This window comes from Escherichia sp. MOD1-EC5433, assembly GCF_002966005.1.
GTDB classification, from domain to species: Bacteria; Pseudomonadota; Gammaproteobacteria; order Enterobacterales; family Enterobacteriaceae; genus Escherichia; species Escherichia ruysiae.
The window spans coordinates 184,584-208,642 of sequence record NZ_PTRL01000006.1; the positions used below are offsets into that span (position 1 = coordinate 184,584).

A 24,059-nucleotide genomic window follows, 5' to 3' on the forward strand; every position below is an offset into this window, starting at 1 on the left:
GGCTTGACTGACTAGCGCCCGCCAATAACAAACGAACAAAATGGATAGAGGTGCAATGGATATCATTGGCGGACAACATCTACGTCAAATGTGGGACGATCTGGCGGACGTTTACGGCCATAAAACGGCGCTGATTTGTGAGTCCAGCGGCGGAGTCGTTAACCGGTACAGTTATCTTCAGTTAAATCAGGAGATTAACCGCACGGCAAACCTGTTTTATACGCTGGGGATCCGCAAAGGCGACAAGGTCGCGCTGCATCTGGACAACTGCCCGGAATTTATCTTTTGCTGGTTCGGGCTGGCAAAAATTGGCGCGATTATGGTGCCGATTAACGCCCGCCTGCTACGCGAAGAGAGTGCGTGGATCCTGCAAAATAGCCAGGCGTGCCTGCTGGTGACCAGTGCGCAATTTTATCCTATGTATCAACAGATTCAGCAGGAAGATGCCACGCAGCTACGGCACATTTGCCTGACCGATGTGGCGCTTCCCGCTGATGATGGCGTCAGTTCGTTTACTCAACTGAAAGATCAACAACCTGCCACCTTGTGCTATGTGCCGCCGCTATCGACCGACGATACGGCGGAAATTCTCTTTACCTCCGGCACCACCTCCCGACCGAAAGGTGTGGTGATTACCCATTACAACCTGCGCTTCGCTGGATATTACTCCGCCTGGCAGTGCGCCCTGCGTGACGATGACGTCTACCTGACGGTGATGCCTGCGTTTCATATCGACTGCCAGTGTACAGCGGCGATGGCGGCGTTTTCTGCCGGAGCCACCTTTGTGCTGGTCGAGAAATACAGCGCCCGCGCCTTCTGGGGACAGGTACAGAAGTATAGTGCCACCGTCACCGAATGTATTCCGATGATGATCCGCACCTTGATGGTGCAACCGCCTTCTGCGAACGATCGACAACACTGCCTGCGGGAAGTGATGTTTTATCTCAACTTGTCGGAGCAGGAAAAAGACGCTTTTTGTGAACGCTTCGGCGTTCGCTTGCTGACGTCTTATGGGATGACGGAAACCATCGTCGGCATTATCGGCGATCGCCCCGGCGATAAGCGTCGCTGGCCGTCGATTGGTCGGGCGGGGTTTTGCTACGAAGCGGAAATCCGCGACGATCACAATCGTCCGCTCCCGGCAGGTGAGATCGGCGAAATTTGCATTAAAGGCGAACCAGGGAAAACCATCTTCAAAGAGTACTTTCTCAACCCGCAAGCCACTGCGAAAGTGCTGGAAGCCGATGGCTGGCTGCATACTGGCGATACCGGATACCGCGACGAAGAGGGCTTTTTTTATTTCGTCGATCGTCGCTGCAACATGATCAAACGCGGCGGAGAAAATGTCTCCTGCGTGGAGCTGGAAAATATTATCTCCGCCCATCCGAAAATTCAGGATATCGTGGTTGTTGGTATTAAAGATTCTATTCGCGATGAAGCCATTAAAGCGTTCGTGGTACTGAATGAAGGTGAAACATTGAGCGAAGAGGAATTTTTCCGCTTCTGCGAACAAAATATGGCGAAATTTAAAGTGCCATCTTATCTGGAGATCAGAAAAGATCTGCCACGTAATTGCTCGGGGAAAATAATCAGAAAGAATCTGAAATAAACATAATGGCAGGGAATTATCCTGCCAGCTAATAATCACGTTCTAAAAATAAATGCATTCTTTGCAGGGATGTTGTCGTCCCTGAAAAAAATAAAAATGGAGAAAAGGAATGAGTGAATCATTACATCTGACCCGCAATGGATCAATTCTGGAAATTACCCTTGATCGTCCAAAAGCAAATGCTATTGATGCAAAAACCAGCTTTGAGATGGGCGAAGTATTTCTTAATTTCCGTGACGATCCGCAATTGCGCGTCGCTATTATTACCGGAGCCGGAGAGAAATTCTTCTCTGCTGGCTGGGATTTAAAAGCGGCAGCAGAAGGCGAAGCGCCGGATGCTGATTTCGGGCCAGGCGGATTTGCTGGGTTAACCGAAATTTTCAATCTCGATAAACCGGTTATCGCAGCCGTGAACGGCTACGCCTTTGGCGGCGGCTTTGAACTGGCGCTGGCGGCAGATTTTATTGTTTGTGCCGATAACGCCAGCTTCGCCCTGCCGGAAGCCAAACTGGGTATTGTCCCGGACAGCGGCGGCGTGCTGCGTCTGCCGAAGATCCTGCCGCCTGCCATCGTCAATGAAATGGTAATGACTGGCAGAAGAATGGGCGCAGAAGAGGCGCAGCGTTGGGGGGTAGTCAACCGCGTGGTTAGCCAGGCGGAACTGATGGATAACGCCCGCGAACTGGCGCAGCAACTGGTTGACAGCGCCCCGCTGGCGATTGCGGCGCTGAAAGAGATCTACCGCACCACCAGCGAAATGCCAGTAGAAGAGGCATATCGCTATATTCGCAGCGGCGTGTTGAAACACTATCCATCAGTTCTGCATTCGGAAGATGCCATTGAAGGGCCGCTGGCGTTTGCCGAGAAGCGCGATCCGGTGTGGAAAGGGCGTTAACAACCGTGAGCTATTACGCCTTTGAGGGATTAATTCCGGTGGTTCACCCGACGGCGTTTGTCCATCCCAGTGCAGTACTGATTGGCGATGTGATTGTGGGAGCCGGTGTCTACATCGGCCCCCTCGCCTCGCTGCGCGGTGATTACGGACGACTGATTGTGCAAGCGGGAGCCAATATTCAGGATGGCTGCATCATGCACGGCTACAGCGATACTGACACCATTGTCGGGGAAAACGGTCATATCGGTCATGGCGCTATCCTGCATGGCTGTGTGATCGGTCGTGATGCATTGGTCGGGATGAACAGCGTGATCATGGATGGTGCGGTCATTGGCGATGAGAGCATTGTTGCCGCCATGAGCTTTGTCAAAGCAGGTTTTTGCGGCGAGAAACGCCAGTTGTTGATGGGCACGCCAGCCCGTGCGGTGCGCAGCGTCAGCGATGACGAGTTGCACTGGAAGCAATTGAACACTAAAGAGTATCAGGATCTTGTCGGGCGTTGCCATGCAGCGTTACATGAAACGCAACCGTTGAGGCAAATGGAGGAAAATCGTCCCCGTTTGCAGGGGACGACGGATGTGACGCCAAAACGGTAACATCGTCGGATGCGGCGTAAACGCCTTATCCGACCTGGCTGGAGAGCAACCGTAGGCCGGATAAGATGCGCCAGCATCGCATCCGGCAACCAGGCCGCGCGGTATCAACGAAATTAAATTAACGACGCATACTCTTCGACAACATCATCTGCCACTTCTGCTCTCGGTTAAGTTCCGTGAGCGGAACGGCAGGAATACGTGGCGTCTTTCTTACGCCGACTAATTTTTCCCGACTGTTATTACGCAGGCGCGCGTAAATTTGCTCATCGATATCGACCACTTTAACCAGTCGCTGACACTGACATCCCCGCCCTTCCAGCTTATTAGGGATCATCTTAACTTCGCAGCTTATTTCTGCGACTTCCGACAGAATATAAGTCAGGGTATTAATCGCCTTGCTGTGTTCAATATCGAAATGAATAGAGATCTCTCTTGCTATCACCCAACGATTTTCAGCCATCATCCATTCGGCGATTAACAAATAGAGTGGTTTTTCAACATATCCTTCACACATACGAACTCCAGTTTCACAAATTAAAAGTCTGGCTATGACTCGTTTTGAAGCAATCAAACAAGGCCATATTAAAATTGTGGATATATCGATAGTATGCAACTTCCCTGGCAATAAGTGTGAGCTAAATCCTGCTTACATCATCAAAAATAGAGTTTCCAGGAAAGATTGTCCTTACTGGTAAAAAAAACGGTTCTCATCAGAGAACCGTATTAGTTATTCGATCAAATTGGCGGATAAAAAATATCTGCCATGACACGCTATTATTTGATCTGCGCGTGCATTTCCTGTACCGAAATAACTTTTTCGGTCGCATCGGCATTCAGTGCCATCGCAGTAGCAAAACCGCCGTTCAGGGTGGTGTCGTAATGCACTTTATATTGCAGCGCGCTGCGACGAATCACACGGGAGTCTTCAATCGCGCGACGACCTGACGTGGTGTTGATGATGTAGGTATATTCGCCATTCTTGATACGATCCTGAATGTGCGGACGACCTTCATGCACCTTGTTCACCAGACGCGGATTAATACCCGCTTCACCCAGCACAATCGCCGTGCCGTGGGTCGCATCCAGCTCGAAGCCCTGTTTCAGCAGTTTTGCCGCCAGATCAACCACGCGTTCTTTGTCGCCTTCACGCACGGAGAGCAGCGCACGGCCCTGTTTCTTCATGGTGGAGTTACTGCCCAGTTGCGCTTTAGCAAACGCTTCAGCGAAGGTACGACCAACGCCCATCACTTCCCCGGTAGAGCGCATTTCTGGCCCTAACAGCGGGTCAACGCCGGGGAATTTGTTGAACGGCAACACCACTTCTTTTACCGAGTAGTACGGCGGAATAACCTCTTTGGTTACGCCCTGCTCAGCCAGCGATTTCCCTGCCATGACGCGCGCCGCCACTTTCGCCAGCGGAACACCGGTGGCTTTGGAGACGAACGGAACGGTACGCGCCGCACGCGGGTTAACTTCAATCAGGTAAACTTCGTTGTTTTTCACTGCAAACTGCACGTTCATCAGACCGCGCACCTGCAATTCGAAGGCCAGTTTCTGCACCTGCTGGCGCATCACATCCTGAATTTCCTGACTTAAGGTGTACGCCGGCAGCGAACATGCGGAGTCGCCGGAGTGCACGCCCGCCTGCTCGATGTGCTCCATGATGCCGCCAATCAGCACCATTTCGCCGTCGCAGATGGCGTCAACATCCACTTCTACCGCGTCGTCGAGGAAGTGATCCAGCAGCACCGGCGCATCGTTAGAGACACTCACCGCCGTCTGGAAGTAACGGCGCAGGTCGGCTTCATCGTAGACGATTTCCATCGCCCGACCGCCGAGAACGTAAGATGGGCGCACCACCAGCGGGTAGCCAATCTCTTTCGCCTTCTCAACCGCCATTTCAATAGCCGTAACGGTGGCGTTAGCCGGTTGTTTCAGTTTCAGACGGTCAACCGCGTGCTGGAAGCGTTCACGGTCTTCCGCGCGGTCGATGGCATCCGGGCTGGTGCCGATAACCGGCACGCCAGCGGCTTCCAGTGCGCGCGCCAGTTTCAGCGGGGTCTGACCGCCATACTGAACGATAACGCCTTTCGGCTTCTCAATACGCACGATTTCCAGCACATCTTCCAGGGTTACCGGCTCGAAGTAGAGGCGGTCGGAAGTGTCGTAGTCGGTGGAGACGGTTTCCGGGTTACAGTTAACCATAATGGTTTCGTAACCGTCTTCGCGCAGCGCCAGCGAGGCGTGTACGCAGCAGTAGTCGAATTCGATACCCTGGCCGATACGGTTCGGGCCGCCGCCGAGCACCATGATTTTTTCACGGTCAGTAGACGGATTCGCTTCGCACTCTTCTTCATAAGTGGAGTACATGTAAGCGGTGTCGGTGGCGAACTCTGCCGCACAGGTATCCACACGTTTGTAGACCGGATGCAGGTCATACTGGTCGCGCAGCTTACGGATTTCCGCTTCGCGCACACCCGCCAGTTTTGCCAGACGCGCATCGGCAAAGCCTTTGCGTTTCAACTGGCGCAGGAAGTCAGCGTTCAGGCCAGTGATGCCCACTTCCGCCACTTTCTCTTCCAGACGCACCAGCTCTTCGATTTGCACCAGGAACCAGCGGTCAATGTTGGTCAGGTTGAAAACGCCGTCTACAGACAGACCCGCGCGGAAAGCATCGGCGATGTACCAGATACGCTCAGCGCCTGCATCTTTCAGTTCGCGACGGATTTTGGTCAGGGCTTCCGGGTCGTCGAGGCTCACTTTCGGGTCGAAGCCAGTCGCGCCCACTTCCAGGCCGCGCAGGGCTTTTTGCAAAGACTCCTGCTGCGTGCGACCAATCGCCATCACTTCGCCAACCGATTTCATCTGAGTGGTCAGACGGTCGTTAGCGCCAGCGAATTTCTCGAAGTTAAAGCGAGGAATTTTGGTGACCACGTAGTCGATGGACGGTTCGAAGGAGGCCGGTGTACGCCCGCCGGTGATGTCGTTCATCAGTTCGTCGAGGGTGTAACCCACCGCCAGCTTCGCCGCCACTTTGGCAATCGGGAAGCCGGTGGCTTTCGATGCCAGCGCCGAAGAACGCGACACACGCGGGTTCATTTCGATAACAATCAGGCGACCGTTTTTCGGGTTAACCGCAAACTGAACGTTGGAACCGCCAGTTTCAACGCCAATTTCACGCAGTACCGCCATCGAGGCGTTACGCATGATTTGATATTCTTTGTCGGTCAGCGTCTGGGCTGGCGCCACGGTAATGGAGTCACCGGTGTGGATGCCCATCGCATCGAAGTTTTCGATAGAGCAGACGATGATGCAGTTGTCGTTTTTATCACGCACCACTTCCATCTCGTACTCTTTCCAGCCGATCAGCGACTCATCAATCAGCAGCTCTTTGGTCGGGGAGAGATCCAGACCACGGGCGCAAATCTCTTCAAACTCTTCGCGGTTATAGGCGATACCGCCACCGCTGCCGCCCATAGTAAAGCTAGGTCGAATGATGCACGGGAAGCCAACTTCAGCGGCAACCGCCAGCGCCTCTTCCATAGTATGTGCGATACCAGAACGCGCGGTTTCGAGGCCGATTTTCTTCATCGCCACGTCGAAACGGCGGCGGTCTTCTGCTTTATCAATCGCGTCGGCGGTAGCACCAATCATGGTCACACCGAACTCTTCCAGCACGCCCTGACGCTCAAGCTCCAGCGCGCAGTTCAGCGCCGTCTGACCGCCCATCGTTGGCAGCACCGCGTCCGGGCGCTCTTTTTCAATAATCTTGCGTACCACTTCCCAGTGAATCGGCTCGATGTAGGTCGCATCAGCCATTTCCGGGTCGGTCATGATGGTCGCCGGGTTGGAGTTCACCAGAATGACGCGATAACCCTCTTCACGCAGGGCTTTACATGCTTGCGCGCCAGAGTAATCAAACTCACACGCCTGACCGATAACAATCGGGCCCGCACCCAGAATCAGGATACTTTTTATATCTGTACGTTTTGGCATGGCTCTTTTACTCCTGATTACTTAGCGGTTTTACGGTACTGCTCAATTAACTCGATAAAGTGGTCGAACAACGGCGCTGCATCGTGTGGCCCAGGGCTGGCTTCAGGGTGTCCCTGGAAGCTGAACGCCGGTTTATCGGTGCGATGAATCCCTTGTAACGTACCGTCGAACAGGGATTTATGCGTGACACGCAGGTTTGCAGGTAATGTTGCTTCATCCACCGCAAAACCGTGGTTCTGGGCGGTGATCATCACCACGTTTTTCTCCACATCTTTAACCGGATGGTTGCCGCCGTGGTGACCAAATTTCATTTTGATGGTCTTCGCACCACTTGCCAGCGCCAGCAGCTGATGGCCGAGGCAGATGCCGAATACCGGAATATCTGTTTCGAGGAATTTCTGGATGGCGGTAATGGCGTAATCGCACGGTGCCGGGTCGCCAGGACCGTTGGAGAGGAAGATACCGTCCGGGTTCATTTTCAGCACATCTTCCGCAGAAGTTTGCGCCGGAACGATGGTCAGGCGACAGCCTCTGTCCACCAGCATCCGCAGGATGTTGCGCTTGGCACCAAAATCGTAAGCCACGACGTGGAACGGCAGCTCGTCTTCTTTTTTCGCTTCTGGCAGGCCGCCGGTCAGCGTCCAGCTCCCTTGTGTCCAGCTATAGGCTTCTGCGGTAGTCACTTCTTTTGCCAGATCCATACCATTGAGGCCTGGGAACGCGCGGGCTTTTTCTAACGCCAGCGCCGCATCCGGGTTGTCGCCCGCGATGATGCAGCCGTTCTGTGCGCCTTTCTCGCGCAGTAAACGCGTCAGCTTACGGGTATCGATATCGGCAATCGCTACGATGTTATGGCGCTTCAGGTAAGAAGAGAGGTCTTCGGTATTACGGAAGTTGCTGGCAATCAGCGGCAGGTCACGAATCACCAGACCTTGAGCATGTACCTGAGAAGATTCTTCATCGGCGTCATTAGTGCCGACATTGCCAATATGGGGATAAGTAAGAGTAACGATTTGACGAGAATAGGAAGGATCAGTGAGGATTTCTTGATAACCGGTCATTGAAGTATTGAAAACGACTTCCCCAACCGCCGAACCTGTTGCCCCTATGGCCCGACCGTGAAACTGGGTTCCGTCTTCCAGAACCAATAGCGCTGACTTAATCAAAACACCCTCCAGAGAATATTCACTCACTTTATTTGCATATTAATTCACAATGATGCGATGAATCAATGCAAATCTGCTTACCGACGAATTTCTGGCAAACGGCGGCATTCTGGAGATATGGGAGCTAAAAGTCAACTCAACAGCGGGATTTATTATATAATTTTATGCCTCATGCCTGTTTTACGGGCACTAACCGACAAAAACACCATCTAACAAGGTCTAGAAAACGCTTGCGCAGCGAGAAGAATATGTAAATGCAAAAACCGGAGAAGAAAAGTAGACCAGATGGTCAAAATTTACATTAAAACAACAATTATCAGCCACAAAACACTTACTTTCTCACTCATTAGTAAAAAACCATCACCAAACAACAAAAATAACAGGCCTTAAAAATAAAGACCTGTAAAATCATTAGATTAAATAAGTTATTTTTTCGTCATTGACAGTATTTTATAACTATAAACTGTTGAGATTAAGCACATCTCGCATATCAAAAAGACCACTTTTCTTGCTATTAAGCCACAAAGCCGATCTTACCGCACCGTTGGCAAAAGTCATACGGCTGGAAGCCTTATGGGTAATCTCCAGACGCTCACCAATATCGGCAAACATCGCAGTATGCTCGCCCACAATGTCTCCGGCGCGGACGGTGGCAAAACCTATCGTTCCGGGAACGCGTTCACCGGTATGCCCTTCGCGGCTGTAAACGGCACAATCTTTCAGATCTTTATCCAACGCATGGGCAATCGCTTCCCCCATCGCCAGCGCGGTGCCTGACGGCGCATCGACTTTATGTCGATGATGAGCCTCGATAATTTCGATATCAGTGTAGTCACCCATTACCTGAGCCGCTTTCTCCAGCAACTTAAGCATGACGTTGACACCGACGCTAAAGTTGGCGGCAAAGACAATCGCAATATCTTCGGCGGCATTACGAATCGCCTGTTTGCCTGCTTCGTCAAAACCCGTAGTGCCGATCACCATTCCTTTGCCGTGTTGGCGACAAAAGGCCAGATGATTCAGCGTGCCTTCCGGACGAGTAAAATCGATAAATACATCAAAATCATCTTTTACAGCATCAAGGCTGCTTTGTACGATAACGCCGGTTTTCCCGGCACCGGCCAGTTCGCCAGCATCGCTGCCCAGTAAAGAAGATCCTTCGCGTTCCAGCGCCGCGCCAAGCTGCACGCCCTCTAATGCCAACGCCGCCTGAATCAACTGGCGGCCCATTCGCCCCCCGGCTCCCGCGATGGCAACGCGGATGTTTGCATCATGCATAGCTATTCTCTTTTGTTAATTTGTATAGACCGTTTTCAGAGTAACCAGCGCATCGCTACGCCGCCAGCCAAAAACGCTGATAATTAGAAATTAATGATAAACAGGGAGGGATATCAGTGAAAGGCATGAGTCAGTGAATGACTACATGCCGATAACATGTGACTGGTTACGGCGCCAGCGCCAGCACCTCCGCCACCCACTGCTGGAAACCTTTCACATCCAGATCCAGCGCAACCTGAACATTTGCCGGTTTATCCAGCCGACCGTCAATATCGACGACTGTCGTACCTGCAGTAAATTCACCCTGCGTTTCTACCGCCACAAAACACGGCTTGAGAGTGAACAAGTCCGGGCGCACCAGCCACGCGATGGCACAGAGATCGTGCATTCGCAAGCCACTTTGCATACTGCCGCTGCGGTAGTGGCTAAACAGTGCATGAAGCATTTTTCCGGTGCGATTCAATTCCGGCAGTGTGGTGAGGTATTCGGGAGTTAGCATCGCCTGATTGGTAACGTCCAGGCCACACATCACAATCTCCAGCCCGCTCTGGAAGACCTGGGCTGCCGCTTCGGGATCAATAGCAATATTAAACTCGGCATTTGGCGTGAAATTGCCACGACCGGCAGAACCACCCATGATGACCAGACGACGAATATGTGGTTTGCATTCCGGGCACTGTGAAAGCAATAGCGCGATATTCGTCAACGGGCCGATCGCCACCAACGTAATCGGTTCTGGCGCGCACATTAGCGCATCACGAATCGCCAGAAACGCCGGTTTCTCCAGTGGTTTCCGATTGTGCTCAACGAAGTCATAACCTTCCATGCCGGATTCGCCATGAACATAAGACGCATCACGCGGTGCGCGAACTAGCGGTGTTGCCGCCCCCTGGGCGAGTGGGATATCCGCATTCCAGAAATGCAGCAATTGCAGCGCATTTCGGGTAGTTTTATGCACCGAGACATTGCCTCCGACAGTCGTCATCAGTTGGAGATCGAGTTGTGGGGCAAAGATCGCGGCAGCAATCGCTGCGGCATCGTCGATACCTGGATCGGTATCCAAAAAAATCGGCAAGCGCATGTTTTCTCCATAAAAAATGCCGGTAACGAGACCGGCATTTTCGCATAACTTAGGCTGCTAATGACTTAATCAACTTCACGAATATCGACACGCAGCTCTTTCGGTACTTCGAAAACAATGTTTTCTTCACGGCCTTCCAGCGGTATGGCTTCGCCACCGCCCAGCTGCTGTAAACGTGCGACTACGTTCTGTACCAGAATATCCGGAGCTGATGCGCCAGCGGTCACACCGACGCATTTCGCTTCTTTTACCCACTCTTCCTGGATATCTGCCGCATCGTCAATTAAAAACGCGCGTTTGCCCATACGCTGTGCCAGTTCCGCCAGACGGTTGGAGTTAGAGGAGTTTTTCGAACCGACCACCAACACAACTTCCGCCTGCTCTGCCAGGGCGCGTACCGCTTCCTGACGGTTGGTAGTGGCGTAGCAGATATCATCTTTGCGCGGCCCGACAATTTTCGGGAAGCGTTTACGCAGCGCGTCGATAACATCAGAAGTGTCATCTACCGACAGTGTAGTCTGGGTCATAAAAGAGAGCTTCTCTTCGTTTTTGACCGTCAGTTTCCACACATCGTCTGGCGATTCGACCAGATACATTCCCCCTTCCGGGTTGCTGTACTGACCCATTGTCCCTTCCACTTCCGGGTGCCCGGCGTGACCGATGAGAATAGATTCTTCGCCACGACGGCTGGCGCGGGCGACTTCCATATGCACTTTGGTCACCAACGGACAGGTGGCATCAAACACCGTCAAATCGCGGCTTTTTGCTTCGTTACGTACCGCCTGAGAAACACCGTGTGCGGAGAAAATCAGGATCGCGCCGTCCGGTACTTCGCTAATCTGCTCAATAAAGATAGCCCCACGCTCACGCAAGCTATCGACCACATAGCGGTTATGTACCACTTCGTGACGGACATATATCGGTGCGCCGTAAATGGCCAGCGCGTTTTCAACAATGCTGATAGCGCGGTCTACCCCGGCACAAAAACCACGCGGGTTGGCCAACAGGATCTGCATGTTACGCCTCCAGTGCCGGATCGATTTCCAGCACTTCAATATCAAAATGAACGGTCTGCCCGGCCAGCGGATGGTTGAAATCAACGGTAATGGAGTCGCCGTTAATTTCGCGGATCACGCCAGGCATCTCACTGCCATCCATTGCGGTAAAAAGCATAATTGCGCCAATTTCTGGCTCGCCTGCATCCATAAACTCACGGCGGGAGAAGTACTGAATCAGGTCCGGTGACGGCACGCCAAACGCCGCATCTGGCTCCAGCGAGAAGGTGGTTTTATCGCCCACTTTCAGCCCCAGCAGATGTTGCTCCAGCCCTTCAGAAAGAGAAGCATCACCCAGGCGGAACAGCGCCGGTTTACCGTTGTTGCGGGTAGACTCGGCGGTGGTGCCATCGTCGAGTTTTAGCGTGAAGTGCACCAGGACGGCGCTATTGCTCTGTACAGATTCAGACATGCAGGTTTGCTCTTGTATTTGAGGATTTTTGCCGGATGCGGCCTACGATTTCGCAGCAATCGGTAGGCTGCATCCGGCAGGTTTTATTATTGTTTTTTCGCTTTCGAAGGCAAAAAACCTTCCAGCACAATCAATGCCGCACCGACACAGATTGCAGTATCGGCGAGGTTGAAGGTGGCGAAATGCCAGTCGCCGACGTAGAAGTCGATCATATCGACCACAAAGCCGTGCCACAGACGGTCGAACAGGTTGCCCAGTGCGCCGCCAATAATCAGCGCGTAAGCGATATTGTTTAGCTTTTGCGTAGCCTTCGAGCGATACATCATCACCGTCAGGATCACACTAATACCAATCGCAATACCGGCAAAGAACCAACGCTGCCAGCCGCCGCTATCGGCAAGGAAACTAAACGCTGCGCCATAGTTACGCGCATAATGCAGATTAAGCGACGGGAACAGCGGAACCGTATCCCCCAGAGCAAAGTTCTGGAGGATCAGGTATTTGCTGCCCAGATCGATAATCAGCACGACCACTACCAGCCACAGCCAGCGTAGCCCTGTTGAACAGATCGATTGACTCATCAGGCAAACTTACGTTTTTCACCGTCACCGGCGACGTTGCTGACACAGCGGCCGCAGATTTCTGCGTGTTCCGCCACCTTGCCGACATCCTGGGTGTAGTGCCAGCAGCGTGGGCACTTATCACCTTCGGCTTTACTCAACGCGACTTTCAGCCCTTTGAGTACTTCGCTCTGCTGCGCATCAGCAGGTGCGTCGTTATAGTCTGCAACGGCAGCGCCAGAGGTCAACAGGACAAATCGTAATTCATCACCCAGCGCGGTCAGCTTCGCCGCCAGTTCCGGTTCTGCGTACAGCGTTACCGCCGCTTCCAGCGAGCCACCCACTTTCTTGTCGGCACGTGCCTGCTCGATGACTTTGTTCACTTCGCCACGCACTTTCAGCAGCTCGTCCCAGAACGCATCGTTCATCGCTTCGCTGTCTGCCAGACCAAACAGGCCTTCGTACCACTCACCGGTGAAGACGTATTTTTCACGTTCGCCCGGCAGGTAGCCCCACACTTCATCAGCGGTGAAGGAGAGGATCGGCGCCATCCAGCGAACCAGCGCTTCTGCGATGTGATACAGCGCAGTCTGGCAGCTACGACGCGCAACGCTATCCGCTTTCGCGGTGTACTGACGGTCTTTGATGATGTCGAGGTAGAAGGAACCCATCTCAACGGAACAGAAGCGCATCAAACGTTGTACCACTTCGTGGAAATCGTATGCTTCGTACGCCTTGATGATGTCTTCCTGAGCCGCTTTCGCACAACCCACGGCCCATCTGTCCAGTACCACCATCTCTTCCGGTTTCACCATATCTTTTGCCGGATCGAAACCATTGAGGTTTGCCAGCAGGAAGCGTGCGGTGTTACGGATACGACGATAGCTGTCAGCAGCACGTTTCAGGATCTCGTCAGAAACGGCCATTTCGCCGGTGTAGTCGGTTGATGCCACCCACAGACGCAGAATATCCGCGCCCAGTTTGTTCATCACATCCTGCGGCGAAACAGTGTTGCCGATGGATTTAGACATCTTGCGACCCTGACCATCCACGGTAAAGCCGTGGGTCAGTACCTGACGATACGGCGCTTTGCCCTTCATCGCGGTGGAGATCATCAGGGAAGACATGAACCAGCCACGGTGCTGGTCTGAACCTTCCAGATACATATCCGCTGCGTGACCGGCAAATTCCGGACGCACGTCAACAACGGAAGAGTGGGTAGATCCGGAGTCAAACCACACGTCCAGCGTATCCGGCACTTTCACGTACTGGTCAGCTTCGTCGCCGAGGATTTCTTTCGCATCGAGATCCCACCACGCCTGGATGCCGTCAACTTCAACGCGTTTAGCGACTTCTTCCATCAGTTCGAGGGTACGCGGATGCAGCTCTTCAGTGTCTTTGTGCACGAACAGCGACATCGGTACGCCCCAGGTACGCTGACGGGAGATACACCAGTCAGGACGGTTAGCGACCATCGACTCGATACGCGCCTGACCCCAGTCCGGGATCCACTGCACGCCTTTGATCTCTTTCAGTGACTGCGCACGCAGACCTTTCTGATCCATGCTGACGAACCACTGCGGGGTTGCGCGGAAGATGATCGGCGTTTTGTGGCGCCAGCAGCACGGATAGCTGTGCTGCATTTTCTCAACGTGCAGCAGCGCGCCTTTTTCCTGTAGCAGCGCAACGACGATATCGTTCGCTTTAAAGACGTTCACACCATCCAGAGTCGGGTAAGTACCCGGCAGATAAGTGCCGTCCGGGCCAACCGGGTTAGCGGTTTCCAGGCCATATTTCTGCCCAATCACATAGTCGTCCGGGCCGTGGCCAGGCGCGGTGTGAACAGCCCCCGTACCGGCATCCAGCGTAACGTGATCGCCGAGGATTGCCGGAACGTCGAAGCCCATAAACGGATGGGTAAAGCGCAGCAGTTCCAGCTCCGCACCTTTTACCGTGCCGAGAATGGTGTAATCGGTCACGCCGATACGCTGCATTACGCTTTCAACCAGATCTTTCGCCAGAATCACGGCCTGACCGTCGATCTGCACCAGCGCATAGTCGAAATCAGGTGCAATAGAGATTGCGCGGTTGGCAGGCAGAGTCCACGGCGTGGTGGTCCAGATTACCAGCGAGATTGGGCCGTTAACGTTGCTTACGGCAAATTTTGCTTTCAGTGCATCCTGATCGACTGCCTGGAAAGCAACGTCGATGGACGGAGAAGTTTTGTCGTAATACTCAACTTCCGCTTCCGCCAGCGCAGAACGGCAGTCAACGCACCAGTGAACTGGCTTCGCGCCTTTGTGCAGGTGACCATTGCCGATGATTTTGCCCAGCGCGCGGATGATATTGGCTTCAGTTTTGAAGTCCATGGTCAGGTACGGGTGCGACCAGTCGCCCAGCACGCCCAGACGGATAAAGTCTTTGCGTTGACCGTCAACCTGGGTCGCCGCGTATTCGCGGCACTTGGCGCGGAACTCGGCGGCGGTGAATTTCTCACCCGGCTTACCGTATTCTTGCTCTACTTTCAGCTCGATCGGCAGACCGTGACAGTCCCAGCCAGGCACATATGGCGAGTCATAACCGGAAAGCCCTTTGGACTTGATGATTATGTCTTTCAGAATCTTGTTAACCGAGTGACCAATATGAATGCTGCCATTCGCATATGGAGGGCCATCATGCAGAATGAAGGTTTTTTTGCCTTTTTTAGCCGCACGAATGATGCCGTACAGATCATCATCAGTCCAACGCGCCAGCATTCCCGGTTCGCGCTTGGCGAGATCGCCACGCATCGGGAACCCTGTTTCCGGCAAATTCAGGGTTGATTTATAGTCACTCATCAGATTCTCGGTTCCGTATTTCGGTTTGATTACATAACAGGCTTAAGCCGGTTTTGTTAGCCCAAAAAATTCGCGGGCGGTTAATTCATCACGCGCAATCTGCGCCTTCAGTTCGTCCAGCGACGCAAATCGCTGCTCACTGCGTATTTTTTTACGCAGCACTACTTGTATATGGCGACCGTACAGGTCCATTGCAACATCTAACAAATGCACTTCCAGCTGCTGGCGGATACCTGCAACCGTTGGGCGCGTGCCGATGTTTGCAACGCCGGGTAACGGCTTTTCACCGAGGCCCAGCACTTCCACCGCATAAACCCCTTTCACCGGGGAGACCTGACGGCGTAGCGGTACATTTGCCGTCGGGAAACCAATGGTGCGCCCTAACTCATCACCGTGGACAACGCGCCCGGAGATGGCAAACGGGTGCCCCAATAAACTTTCCGCCAGAGCAAGGTTGTCATCTGCCAATGCCTGACGCACAGCGGTACTGCTGATACGCACGCCGCCTTCGCAAAAAGTTTGCGTACTGGTGATGTCGAAGCCGTATTCCGCGCCAGCTTTCTGTAATAACAAGAAATCACCTTCACGACCAGCGCCAAAGCGGAAATCATCACCAACAGCCAGAAATTTTACCCGCAAATGCTTTACCAGTAGATCGCTGATAAAGTTTTGCGCCGTCAGCGCCGCAAAACGCCTGTCGAAACGCACGCACAGCACATACTCCACGCCGCACTCTGCGAGGTAACGCAGTTTTTCCCGCAGTCGGGTCAGGCGTGCCGGGGCTTTATCGGTAGCAAACAGTTCCAGCGGTTGAGGCTCAAAAAGCATCACCATCACCGGTAAGTTGCGCTTGCGCCCTTCTTCCTGCAACCCCTGCAACAGCGCGCGATGACCGCGATGCACGCCGTCGAAATTACCAATAGTCAGCACACACCCTTCTTGCGGGGCCTGGCTGAGATTATGTATGCCGCGTATCAGCTTCATGTCTGGCTCAAAACAGTGAAAATCGTCCGAGTATACCTTGTACAGCGGTCAAGGTTAACCGGCGATTGAGTACTGAAATCAGAAAGAAGTGGCTTTTCATTGCCATGGCGCAAATCACGGTAAGAAACTAACGACCTGCTGCAATTTTATCGCGGAAAAGCTGTATTCACACCACGCAAGCTGGTAGAATCCTGCGCCATCACTACGTAACGAGCGCCGCCATATTAACGGCGCTTATTTGCACAAATCCATTGACAAAAGAAGGCTAAAAGGGCATATTCCTCGGCCTTTGAATTGTCCATATAGAACACATTTGGGAGTTGGACCTTGGCTAATATCAAATCAGCTAAGAAGCGCGCCATTCAGTCTGAAAAGGCTCGTAAGCACAACGCAAGCCGTCGCTCTATGATGCGTACTTTCATCAAGAAAGTATACGCAGCTATCGAAGCTGGCGACAAAGCTGCTGCACTGAAAGCATTTAACGAAATGCAACCGATCGTGGACCGTCAGGCTGCTAAAGGTCTGATCCACAAAAACAAAGCTGCACGTCATAAGGCTAACCTGACTGCGCAGATCAACAAACTGGCTTAATCGCCTTTTGTTGTCAGCTTTGTAAAAAAACCCGCGTAAGCGGGTTTTTTTATGTCTCCAGCAGGCCAAAACTGCAGCCTGCAAAGTACGAATGGTTATTTCGCGGCTGGCGTAAACAGCGCAGAGTAATCAGCATTGCAAATACGCTGTACCGCAGGGTGTTGAATCATCCTTTCGGCAAAAATCGCATGGTACTCTTCCATGACATTCTCAACTCGCCCAATCTCCACAACCGAGTTATCATTATAAAAATCATTGGCATACAGCGAAGGTGCAACGAAAATAGCGTTATGCGTCGCCCCAAAGGCTTTCATCAACGCCGCATCATCAAACTCCCCCAGAATTTCAACGTTTAAGCCCTGAGAGTTAAACCAGTTTAATAGCTTGCGTCCCAACATTGAGCGACGCCCCGGAATAAGTAAACGACGCTCTTCCAGACAGGCAGGAAACGGCTTTTCCGGCAGCGGGTTAGTGCACCAGAAACTGACGCCACACTCGCCAATTTTCATGGAAAACAGCCCTTCTTGTTGGGTGGAGTCGATCGGACAGTCAGAGATGATCATATCCAGCTTATGCTGACTCAACTGCTCTAACAGCATCTCGTGCGTCGATTCGAAACAGCGTAGATGAATCTGCTCGTCTTCTACAACTGCGGCATCCAGAACACTGCTGACCAGGCGTTTGGAAAGGGCATCAGCCACACCAACATCAAACAATAAGTTGGACTCTTTGCGATAGTTGACGATATCCAGCATTTCCTGGCTTAGCGTGAACATTTTATCGGCATAGCGATAGACCAGTTCCCCCAGTTCACTGGGTTCCAGACCGCGTCCTTTACGCTTAAATAATTTCCCTTGCAGGCGCTCTTCCAGCGCCCGGATCTGTCCGGTAATGGTTTGTGGTGTTAAATAAAGCGCCTCCGCTGCGCCAACCACAGAGCCTTCTTTGTAGACATGCCAGAAGTAATACAAGTGGTTGTAATTGATATGAGACATGCTCATTTCTCTCCCTGATAAGAATGAAAAGGGAGCCATTTATGGCTCCCCGGAACATCGTCCAGTCAAACTGATGGACGTAAGCGAATGCGTAACCAGCTATATCCAATTACCGCCGAAGAGATTGAGCCAACCAGAATGCCCAATTTCGCCCAGTTAATCAGTTCTGGATCTACGCTACCAAAGGCCAGGCTGGCGATAAAGATAGACATAGTAAAACCGATACCACACAGGATACCAACCGCCATAATTTGCTGATAAGTGGTTCCCTCCGGCAAATGCGCCAGTTTCAAACGCAGCGCCAGCCAGCAGAACAAACTAATACCCAACGGCTTGCCAATCAGCAAACCGGCGATGATCCCTAATGGCAGGATGGAGGTCAGGCCATCCAGCGTCACGCCTTGCAGAGAAACGCCGGCATTGGCAAAAGCAAACAGCGGCAAAATCAGATAAGCCACCCACGGATGCAATACATGCTCCAGGCGCTTCGCCGGAGAACGGCCATGCTTCTCTTTCAATGGAATAAAGAAACCGACAATGACGCCTGCCAGCGTTGCGTGGACGCCTGATTTCAACACTGCAGTCCACAACACCACGCCGACCAGAATATAAACTCCCGTACGGCGAACACCACAAATGTTCAGCACCGCGAGCACCGCAATTGCTACCGCTGCAACGCCAAGAGAGGCCATCGACAAGTCATTAGTGTAAAACAAGGCGATGATAATGATGGCTCCAAGATCGTCGATAATAGCCAGTGCCATCAAAAAGATCTTCAGTGCTAACGGTACACGGCTTCCCAATAACGCCAGGACACCGAGGGCAAAGGCAATATCAGTCGCCGCCGGGATTGCCCACCCTTCACGAGTGATAGGATCGGCGTAGTTAAAGGCCAAATAGAGCAATGCCGGGACAATCATCCCGCCGATTGCGGCAATAACCGGAAACGCAGCCTGGCGTAAACTGGCCAGCGATCCTTGCATCAGCTCGCGTTTAACTTCCAGACCAACTAACAGGAAAAATATCGCCATTAGCGCGTCATTTATCCATAACAGCATGTTTTTATTGATTTCAAGAGAACCTACCCGCAGCTGAACCGGCGTCTCAAGAAAGTCGTGATACCATCCACTGGTTGCACCGCTGTTGGCCATAATCATCGCCAGAACAGCGGCAATGATGAGAATAATGCCTCCCGAGGCATCACTGCTAAAGAATCGATGCAGATGTTTCACTTTTTATTTCTCTTTCAGGTGAATAGATCGTTTTTACTATTTTACTCTGCACGAATCATCGTTAAAATCAGATTATAGTGTAGGAATAATTCGCTTTTAACGATCTATAAAGAAAATTGCGTCACCAGCAGAGGGAGTGTTTTTGGCGCCCGAAAGCGGTGGCTGATGACCTCAAGCCCTGATAATCATAGCTTAATGTCAAGATTTCTGAGGGGTTTATTCGGAATAAGTAATAATTAATTTGCAATAAACCGGAGCTGTTTGTTAAGGCGATATTTCAAATATCTCCAATTTATCGTCAATAATCGCAATAAAAAGCTAAATCAACGTTAAATAATTGAATCCTTTAAAAATTACGCCATAAAAATGCGAGGCGTCTTCAGGATTAGAATCGATAAAACAGAATGGATTAAAGAGAGCAGTATAATAACGGCGGGTGCTTGAGGCTGTCTGTCTCAGGCATTAGCTGGATGGCAGATAGAGAAAAGCCCCGAGTGATATTTTACCATCAACCCGAGGCCCCCTATATGCAGAACACATGTAGAGTGCCTCTTACTGACCGTAAGGTCAAGGAGAAGAGAGCAATGAAGCAGCATAAGGCGATGATAGTCGCCCTGATCGTCATCTGTATCACCGCCGTAGTGGCGGCGCTGGTAACGAGAAAAGACCTCTGTGAGGTTCACATCCGAACTGGCCAGACGGAGGTTGCTGTTTTCACGGCTTACGAATCCGAGTAAGAGCAACGGCGGGGAGCGATCCCCGCTACTTTACAGGTGCCCGCATATCTTCAACGCACCCTATTTTTTTTACCCTGGCCTGCCCACGGGCAGGCCAGGGTAAATTAGCGAGTCAGGTCGTCAAAAAACTTCTTCACGCCATCAAAGAAGCTCTTTGAGCGCGGGCTATTGTGTTCGCCGGTTGGGCCACCGAAGCTTTCTTGCAGCTCTTGCAGCAGCTGTTTCTGCTTCTCGTTCAGACCTACCGGTGTTTCGACGACAACACGGCACAGCAAATCGCCCTGTGCACCGCCGCGAACAGACTTGACGCCTTTACCGCGCATACGGAACAACTTACCGGTCTGCGTTTCGCCTGGCACTTTCAGTTTTACGCGACCATCAAGGGTCGGCACTTCGATTTCACCGCCCAACGCCGCCATTGCGAAGTTGATCGGTACTTCGCAATACAGGTTGTTGCCTTCACGTTCGAAAATCGGGTGCTGTTTAACCTGAACCTGAACGTACAGATCGCCTGCCGGTGCGCCATGTTCGCCTGCTTCACCTTCGCCCGCAAGACGGATGCGGTCTCCAGTATCCACCCCTGCCGGGATTTTAACGGACAGCGTTTTGCTACGCTCAACACGACCATGACCATGGCATTTGTTGCACGGATCTTTGATAAGCGTACCGCGCCCCTGACAGTGCGGACAGGTCTGCTGTACAGCGAAGAAGCCCTGGCGCATCTGCACCTGACCAGAACCATGACAGGTCGGACAGGTCTGCGGCTGCGTACCTGGTTTTGCACCGCTACCGTGGCAAACGTCACACTCTTCCAGAGTCGGAATGCGGATCTCTTTGGTCACGCCACGTACAGCTTCTTCGAGGGTGAGCTCCATGTTATAGCGTAAATCAGCACCACGCGCCGCACGTTGACGACCACGTCCGCCGCCAAAAATATCGCCGAAAACGTCACCAAAAATATCGCTGAAGTCTGCGCCGCCGCCAAAACCGCCGCCGCCCATGCCGCCTTGCTCAAACGCCGCATGACCGTACTGATCATATGCCGCGCGTTTTTGCGAGTCGGTCAGAACTTCATAAGCTTCCTTGATCTCTTTAAATTTCGCCTCGGCCTCTTTGTCACCCTGGTTACGGTCCGGGTGATATTTCATGGCCAGGCGTTTATAGGCCTTTTTGATTTCACGCTCTTCCGCTGTTTTGGAAACGCCTAAAATCTCGTAATAATCTTGCTTAGCCATTTTTTTTGATTTGCCCCTAGATGAATGCACGGGCGGAGAGGAAAATCCCCTTCGCCCGTGTCAGTATAATTACCCGTTTATAGGGCGATTATTTTTTGTCTTTGACTTCTTCAAACTCGGCGTCGACAACATCGTCATCTTTCGCGTTGTTTGCAGAAGCATCAGCACCGGCAGTCTGCTGCTGTGCATGTTGCTGCTGGGCGATTTCCATCAGTTTCTGGGAAACCTGTGCCAGTTCCTGCATTTTCGCTTCGATAGCGGCTTTGTCTTCACCTTTCAGAGCAGTTTCCAGTGCAGTCAGCGCAGACTCGATAGCAGTTTTGTCGTCAGCCGGCAGTTTGTCGCCAGCTTCTTCAACCTGCTTACGGGTGCTGTGCAGCAGATGGTCGCCCTGGTTGCGAGTCTGTACCAGCTCTTCAAACTTACGGTCTGCTTCGGCGTTAGCTTCCGCGTCGCGTACCATTTTCTGGATTTCATCTTCGTTCAGACCAGAAGAAGCCTTGATGGTGATCTTCTGCTCTTTACCGCTGTTTTTGTCTTTTGCGGAAACGTGCAGGATACCGTCAGCATCGATATCGAAGGTAACTTCGATCTGCGGCATACCGCGCGGAGCCGGGTTGATACCATCCAGGTTGAACTGACCCAGAGATTTGTTATCAGCCGCACGTTTACGTTCACCCTGCAGCACGTGGATGGTTACCGCAGACTGGTTGTCTTCAGCGGTAGAGAACACCTGACTGTGCTTGGTCGGGATAGTGGTGTTTTTCGCGATCAGCGTCGTCATCACACCACCCATGGTTTCGATACCCAGAGACAGCGGGGTAACGTCCAGCAGCAGTACGTCTTTCACGTCGCCAGTCAGTACACCACCCTGAACGGCAGCACCGATTGCCACAGCTTCGTCCGGGTTAACGTCTTTACGCGGCTCTTTACCAAAGAACTCAGCAACTTTCTTCTGAACCATTGGCATACGAGTCTGACCACCAACGAGGATAACATCGTCGATATCAGATACGGACAGGCCAGCGTCCTGCAGAGCAACTTTCAGCGGCTCAATGGAACGGTTCACCAGGTCTTCGACCAGGCTTTCCAGTTTCGCACGAGTCACTTTGATGTTCATGTGTTTCGGACCGGTCGCGTCTGCAGTGATGTACGGCAGGTTAACGTCGGTCTGCTGAGCGGAAGACAGTTCGATTTTCGCTTTTTCTGCCGCTTCTTTCAGGCGCTGCATTGCCAGCGGATCGTTGCGCAGGTCAATGCCCTGATCTTTCTTGAATTCTTCAACCAGGTAGTTGATCAGACGGCTGTCGAAGTCTTCACCACCCAGGTGAGTATCACCGTTGGTTGCCAGAACTTCGAAGGTTTTTTCGCCGTCAACTTCGTCGATTTCGATAATGGAAATATCGAAAGTACCACCACCCAGGTCATAAACCGCGATAGTACGGTTGCCAGTACCTTTGTCCAGACCGTAAGCCAGCGCAGCTGCGGTCGGTTCGTTGATGATACGTTTTACTTCCAGACCAGCGATACGGCCTGCGTCTTTGGTTGCCTGACGCTGAGCATCGTTAAAGTATGCCGGTACGGTGATAACAGCTTCAGTTACCGGTTCACCCAGGTAATCTTCAGCGGTTTTCTTCATTTTTTTCAGCACTTCAGCAGAAATCTGCGGCGGTGCCATTTTCTGGCCTTTAACTTCGACCCATGCGTCGCCGTTATCAGCAGCAATAATTTTGAACGGCATGATGGAAACATCACGCTGTACTTCTTCGTCCTGGAAGCGGCGGCCAATCAGGCGTTTAATCGCAAACAGGGTGTTTTGCGGGTTCGTCACTGCCTGACGTTTAGCCGGCTGACCAACCAGAGTTTCACCATCCTGGGTATAGGCAATGATAGAAGGCGTGGTGCGATCGCCTTCGGCGTTCTCCAGCACGCGAGGAGTGGTGCCATCCATAATCGCTACACAAGAGTTGGTAGTACCCAGGTCGATACCAATTATTTTACCCATCTAAACGTCTCCACTATATATTCGGTCATCATGTGGTTGTGAGTCTGTAATAGGGGCGAAACGTCTGGTTTCAACTGCCCAATTTCATTTTTTTGCAGACTCACTCACTGCGGTTGACTACTAAATGGGGTCGTAACCCACGTCATCAAGGGGGAGATGCAAAAATTTTTTGTGCTTTTGCGCAGAAATTTCGCGATATGGCAGGACAAGACGTGAAACTGACAGCAATTTATTCATATAAAGAATGAATCGCAGCCAAGACATTCATCAAAAAATTGTAATAAAAAGAAAATATTACGTGCCTGAATCTTCTCTTTATCAGCAGTAAACTAGTGGGTATTCATCCCCCTACCTCTTCCCGCTAAGAGAATCTTAATGAAATCCATTTTTATGATTTCCGCCAGCCTCGTGCTCGGCCTGATGCTGTGCTGCACCGCGCAGGCCAACGACCATAAAATCCTCGGCGTCATTGCCATACCGCGTAACGAGACCAACGATCTGACGTTGAAACTCCCCGTTTGCCGCATTGTAAAACGCATACAACTCACTGCCGATCATGGCGATTTACAGTTAAGTGCCGCGTCGGTTTATTTCAAAGCAGCCCGTAGCGCCAGCCAAAGCCTGAACATTCCGGCTGAAATCAAAGAAGGGCAAACCACCGGCTGGATCAACATTAACAGCGATAACGACAACAAACGCTGCGTGTCAAAAATCACCTTTTCCGGTCATACGGTGAACTCATCGGATATGGCCACGCTGAAAATTATCGGCGACGACTAACCTTTTAATACAGAA

The 24,059-nt window shown here is 52.0% G+C and carries 20 protein-coding genes and 1 pseudogene; 6 read left to right on the plus strand and 15 right to left on the minus strand.

All coding sequences use genetic code 11. The annotated features are described in order from the left end of the window. The first annotated feature begins 55 nt into the window (after positions 1–55). From caiC to caiE, 3 genes are all read left to right on the plus strand, one after another. Positions 56–1,609: a crotonobetaine/carnitine-CoA ligase gene (gene caiC / locus C3D30_RS14105; protein ID WP_105287017.1), complete on the plus strand. Its 1,554-nt coding sequence runs from the start codon at positions 56–58 to the stop codon at positions 1,607–1,609. A 109-nt stretch (positions 1,610–1,718) separates the two neighbouring features. Then, complete coding sequence (gene caiD, locus C3D30_RS14110) at positions 1,719–2,504, plus strand: crotonobetainyl-CoA hydratase (RefSeq protein ID WP_000004402.1); 786 nt, start codon at positions 1,719–1,721, stop codon at positions 2,502–2,504. A 5-nt stretch (positions 2,505–2,509) separates the two neighbouring features. Next, positions 2,510–3,100 carry a carnitine operon protein CaiE gene (gene caiE / locus C3D30_RS14115; protein WP_000122891.1) on the plus strand — a complete coding sequence of 197 codons (591 nt, stop codon included), beginning with the start codon at positions 2,510–2,512 and terminating at the stop codon, positions 3,098–3,100. 118 nt (positions 3,101–3,218) lie between these two features. Here caiE and caiF read toward each other — a convergent pair whose 3' ends face one another. From caiF to C3D30_RS14175, 11 genes and pseudogenes are all read right to left on the minus strand, one after another. Continuing rightward, positions 3,219–3,614 (minus strand): carnitine metabolism transcriptional regulator CaiF, encoded by a 396-nt coding sequence (caiF, locus tag C3D30_RS14120; RefSeq protein WP_000333116.1) that lies wholly within the window; start codon positions 3,612–3,614, stop codon positions 3,219–3,221. A 260-nt stretch (positions 3,615–3,874) separates the two neighbouring features. Further along, complete coding sequence (gene carB, locus C3D30_RS14130; RefSeq protein ID WP_001126396.1) at positions 3,875–7,096, minus strand: carbamoyl-phosphate synthase large subunit; 3,222 nt, start codon at positions 7,094–7,096, stop codon at positions 3,875–3,877. Positions 7,097–7,113: 17 nt separating this feature from the next. Then, on the minus strand, positions 7,114–8,262 hold the full coding sequence (gene carA / locus C3D30_RS14135) for a glutamine-hydrolyzing carbamoyl-phosphate synthase small subunit (protein ID WP_001589662.1): 1,149 nt from the start codon (positions 8,260–8,262) through the stop codon (positions 7,114–7,116). A gap of 456 nt (positions 8,263–8,718) precedes the next feature. Beyond that, the gene (dapB, locus tag C3D30_RS14140; protein WP_105287018.1) at positions 8,719–9,540 is read right to left on the minus strand and encodes a 4-hydroxy-tetrahydrodipicolinate reductase; all 822 of its coding nucleotides are present in this window, start codon (positions 9,538–9,540) and stop codon (positions 8,719–8,721) included. Positions 9,541–9,706: 166 nt separating this feature from the next. After that, complete coding sequence (gene rihC / locus C3D30_RS14145; protein WP_001239106.1) at positions 9,707–10,621, minus strand: ribonucleoside hydrolase RihC; 915 nt, start codon at positions 10,619–10,621, stop codon at positions 9,707–9,709. A 65-nt stretch (positions 10,622–10,686) separates the two neighbouring features. Next, positions 10,687–11,637 (minus strand): 4-hydroxy-3-methylbut-2-enyl diphosphate reductase, encoded by a 951-nt coding sequence (ispH, locus tag C3D30_RS14150; RefSeq protein ID WP_001166391.1) that lies wholly within the window; start codon positions 11,635–11,637, stop codon positions 10,687–10,689. Position 11,638: 1 nt separating this feature from the next. Further along, complete coding sequence (gene fkpB / locus C3D30_RS14155) at positions 11,639–12,088, minus strand: FKBP-type peptidyl-prolyl cis-trans isomerase (protein ID WP_000004655.1); 450 nt, start codon at positions 12,086–12,088, stop codon at positions 11,639–11,641. Positions 12,089–12,174: 86 nt separating this feature from the next. Then, positions 12,175–12,669 carry a signal peptidase II gene (gene lspA / locus C3D30_RS14160; RefSeq protein WP_000083379.1) on the minus strand — a complete coding sequence of 165 codons (495 nt, stop codon included), beginning with the start codon at positions 12,667–12,669 and terminating at the stop codon, positions 12,175–12,177. Next, a complete protein-coding gene (gene ileS / locus C3D30_RS14165; protein ID WP_105287019.1) occupies positions 12,669–15,485 on the minus strand; it encodes an isoleucine--tRNA ligase in 2,817 nt (938 codons plus the stop codon). Before ileS ends, lspA begins: the two co-directional genes overlap by 1 nt. A gap of 42 nt (positions 15,486–15,527) precedes the next feature. Then, positions 15,528–16,469 carry a bifunctional riboflavin kinase/FAD synthetase gene (gene ribF, locus C3D30_RS14170; protein ID WP_016159418.1) on the minus strand — a complete coding sequence of 314 codons (942 nt, stop codon included), beginning with the start codon at positions 16,467–16,469 and terminating at the stop codon, positions 15,528–15,530. 7 nt (positions 16,470–16,476) lie between these two features. Then, positions 16,477–16,694, minus strand: a pseudogene (locus C3D30_RS14175) (DUF2575 domain-containing protein). Positions 16,695–16,796: 102 nt separating this feature from the next. Here C3D30_RS14175 and rpsT point away from each other — a divergent pair. Then, the gene (gene rpsT, locus C3D30_RS14180) at positions 16,797–17,060 is read left to right on the plus strand and encodes a 30S ribosomal protein S20 (protein ID WP_001274019.1); all 264 of its coding nucleotides are present in this window, start codon (positions 16,797–16,799) and stop codon (positions 17,058–17,060) included. Positions 17,061–17,155: 95 nt separating this feature from the next. Here rpsT and nhaR read toward each other — a convergent pair whose 3' ends face one another. Beyond that, positions 17,156–18,061, minus strand: a complete 906-nt coding sequence (gene nhaR / locus C3D30_RS14185; RefSeq protein ID WP_000062880.1) for a transcriptional activator NhaR — start codon at positions 18,059–18,061, stop codon at positions 17,156–17,158. Positions 18,062–18,120: 59 nt separating this feature from the next. Next, a complete protein-coding gene (gene nhaA / locus C3D30_RS14190) occupies positions 18,121–19,287 on the minus strand; it encodes a Na+/H+ antiporter NhaA (protein WP_000681376.1) in 1,167 nt (388 codons plus the stop codon). A gap of 584 nt (positions 19,288–19,871) precedes the next feature. Between nhaA and mokC the strand changes: the two genes are divergently transcribed. Beyond that, positions 19,872–20,024, plus strand: coding sequence for a type I toxin-antitoxin system toxin MokC (gene mokC / locus C3D30_RS14200; protein WP_000809168.1), 153 nt, complete (start codon positions 19,872–19,874; stop codon positions 20,022–20,024). A gap of 104 nt (positions 20,025–20,128) precedes the next feature. On the opposite strand, the gene dnaJ is transcribed toward mokC, so the two are convergent. Then, positions 20,129–21,259 (minus strand): molecular chaperone DnaJ, encoded by a 1,131-nt coding sequence (gene dnaJ, locus C3D30_RS14205; protein ID WP_001118464.1) that lies wholly within the window; start codon positions 21,257–21,259, stop codon positions 20,129–20,131. Between the two features lie 88 nt (positions 21,260–21,347). Further along, positions 21,348–23,264, minus strand: a complete 1,917-nt coding sequence (dnaK, locus tag C3D30_RS14210; protein ID WP_000516135.1) for a molecular chaperone DnaK — start codon at positions 23,262–23,264, stop codon at positions 21,348–21,350. A gap of 375 nt (positions 23,265–23,639) precedes the next feature. Between dnaK and C3D30_RS14215 the strand changes: the two genes are divergently transcribed. Then, positions 23,640–24,044: a DUF2541 family protein gene (locus tag C3D30_RS14215; protein ID WP_105287020.1), complete on the plus strand. Its 405-nt coding sequence runs from the start codon at positions 23,640–23,642 to the stop codon at positions 24,042–24,044. Positions 24,045–24,059: the final 15 nt, after the last annotated feature.